The sequence below is a fragment of the Haloparvum sedimenti genome (assembly GCF_001462205.1).
Classification (GTDB): Archaea; Halobacteriota; Halobacteria; order Halobacteriales; family Haloferacaceae; genus Haloparvum; species Haloparvum sedimenti.
Window position 1 is genome coordinate 1 of record NZ_LKIR01000096.1, and the last position, 2383, is coordinate 2383.

The 2383-nt window shown below is 58.3% G+C and carries 3 protein-coding genes; 2 read left to right on the forward strand and 1 reads right to left on the reverse strand.

Annotation, left to right across the window (positions count from 1 at the left end; all coding sequences use genetic code 11):
* Positions 1 to 105: 105 nt before the first annotated feature.
* Positions 106 to 450: a winged helix-turn-helix transcriptional regulator gene (locus AN233_RS06015; RefSeq protein WP_080508382.1), complete on the forward strand. Its 345-nt coding sequence runs from the start codon at positions 106 to 108 to the stop codon at positions 448 to 450.
* Positions 451 to 551: 101 nt separating this feature from the next.
* Positions 552 to 1106 carry a peroxiredoxin gene (locus AN233_RS16375; protein ID WP_080508383.1) on the forward strand — a complete coding sequence of 185 codons (555 nt, stop codon included), beginning with the start codon at positions 552 to 554 and terminating at the stop codon, positions 1104 to 1106.
* 42 nt (positions 1107 to 1148) lie between these two features.
* Here AN233_RS16375 and AN233_RS06020 read toward each other — a convergent pair whose 3' ends face one another.
* The gene (locus AN233_RS06020) at positions 1149 to 2309 is read right to left on the reverse strand and encodes a hypothetical protein (protein ID WP_058365921.1); all 1161 of its coding nucleotides are present in this window, start codon (positions 2307 to 2309) and stop codon (positions 1149 to 1151) included.
* Between the last annotated feature and the right edge of the window lie 74 nt (positions 2310 to 2383).

Genomic DNA, 2383 nt, shown 5'->3' on the forward strand with positions numbered 1-2383 from the left:
GAGATCATAGTCGGAGGTGTGAGTCATCTATACTGATACTTTACGATGGGAAGTTCTTATACTCCAGAGTCCGAAGCTATGGAGTAGGTTGGAGGCCACGAAGCTATGGCAGATACTACTTCATCGGCGCCCACGTGTGATGTTGAGGGGACGTGCTACTGCCCGCTCACAGGAGTTATCGACACGTTGAGCCGAAAATACGCGATGCAACTCGTCAGCATCATCGGCGCACACGACTCACTGCGGTTCGCGGAAATCGAAGATCATCTTCCGACTGCGAGCACGTCGACGATCTCGAAACGCCTCACTGAGTTCGAGGAGGCAGGACTCGTCTCACGGACGCAGTACAACGAAATTCCGCCACGCGTCGAATACGCGCTAACTGACGAGGGGGATGAGATTTGTTCGAGATTAGAACCCCTTCTTGAGTGGGCGACGGCGAACTCCTGACGTACGGACTCCAGTGAATTTCATCCCACATCTGAGGCTCCTCCATTCAGGTGGGGGTGTTAGCCCCAAGACTATCCTTTCTTCGTGTGCTACTGTGACACATGATAAACCAGGGAGCGTCTGCACCGTCGTTTACTCTTCCAGGTCTCCGTGACGGAGAACAAACCGAGTACAGCTTGGATGAGACAACTGCCAATAATCGGGCTGCGTTGCTGGTATTTTACCCGTTTGATTTCAGTCCTGTTTGTACAAACGAACTGTGTGCGATTCGCGATGCAGAGTGGTTTCAGCTGACGCCGGCGCTTGATGTCTGGGCAATTTCTGGTGACAGCGTCTACGCCCACCGAGCATTCGCCGAGGAATACGGCCTCAATTTCCCGTTACTTAGTGATAGTTCCGGGCGGGTTGCCGAGTCGTATGATGTCTGTTATGACGGATGGGAGAACCACGAGCGCGTCCCGCAGCGTGCCGTGTTCCTCATCGATTCCGAGCAAACGATTCGATACGCCTGGGCGACAGAAGATGCGCTCGAGAAGCCGGATTTCTTCCCTGTTAAAGACGCTCTTGAGACGCTGGAAGCGGAACGCGATGAACTCGGTCCTGAGGATGTCGAATTAGTAGTCGAATATAATGAGGAACCGGAACCGCTCACATAATCTGTTATTTGAGGATCGTTTCAGTGAACGCCGCTCCGATTTTCAGCTCATTGCGTCCTGGAACCGCTCACGGAGCGCGTCCTCCCGCTCCTCGAACTGGTCGATCTTCTCCTGCAGATCATCGTTGACGCGCTCGATGCTCGCGAGCGCCCGCTCGCCGGCGAGTGACGCCTGGGACCCGTCATCGCCGTCTGTCTCCAGCTGCTCCTCGTAAGCGCGTTCGACGCGCTCGATGGTGCCCTCCGGGTTGAACAGGATGTCGTTGGCCGTACGAACGTAGCCGTCCAGCGACGCGCCCTCCTTGCCCTGGAAGAAGTGAGTGAGTGCGTACGTCGCGCCGGAATGGAGCGTCCACATATCGATCTCGATCGGTGAGGCCGCGTTGGCCTCCGCATCGCTCGCAGCGCGCTCGGCCAGGTAGTCCGGGAAGCCCAGCAGGCTGTAGAACTCGGTGACGGTGAACGGCAGGTCCGAAAAGTCGAGGTCGATGTCCTGCGCATCTCGGATGAACCCGAAGAGGTCGTCGGCGACGAGTTCGACCTGGGCGAGAAGCTCCTCCCACCAGGTCCGGAAGTTCCGGATGTCCCCGACGTGCTTGATGACTTCCTTATCGGTGAGCGAGCGCATCGAATTCGAGCAGTACCCGTCCTGAGCGAATCCCTCCACGTAGACGGCGTGCTCACCGAAGAAGTCGTAGCCGGAGGTCACGCCCATCGTGATCGGGTCCGAGCGGCCCGGGAGGCGTACCTCGAGGCCGTCGAACATCACGTCCATGTGGACCTCGCCACCGCCCCGGTAGCGTCGAATCTCGCCGAACATCACGTCCCCGAGCGACGTGTCTTCGATGGTCTCCTCGCGAAGGACGTCCTCGAGGGGCTGGTAGACATCGGCCGGATTGATGATCGAGTAACTGTCTGTCGGGACGTGAAAGAGGGGGTCAGTTTCAGGCTCGCTCTCCGTCGCTTGGTCGCGAGCCCGACCCGGCTCGACGAGGGCGTTGAAGCGCTCCGTCTCGACCCACTCGTCGGTGTAGGGGTTTTGATAGGCCACGGTCGTCTCGACGGCCTGCGGGAGGTCGCGAACCGCTTCGGCGAAGGACTCTGGATCGTTGACCCTCTTCTTCTGGCGGTACCACTCGGGTAGTTCTGTGTCGGTTCGTCCGTCGACGCCAGCGAACACGGTGCTGGATTCTGGATCTTTCATTTTGGGTCACCTCGAAATCGGACTCAACTATCGCGACGACGCTCTCATCACGCGCCCTGCGCCCCTCTCACGGG

Bases quoted from the DNA above. Each gene is read 5' to 3' on its own strand.
- AN233_RS06020 (WP_058365921.1), bottom strand. From the start codon at position 2,309: ATGAAAGATCCAGAATCCAGCACCGTGTTCGCTGGCGTCGACGGACGA.
- AN233_RS06015 (WP_080508382.1), top strand. From the start codon at position 106: ATGGCAGATACTACTTCATCGGCGCCCACGTGTGATGTTGAGGGGACG.
- AN233_RS16375 (WP_080508383.1), top strand. From the start codon at position 552: ATGATAAACCAGGGAGCGTCTGCACCGTCGTTTACTCTTCCAGGTCTC.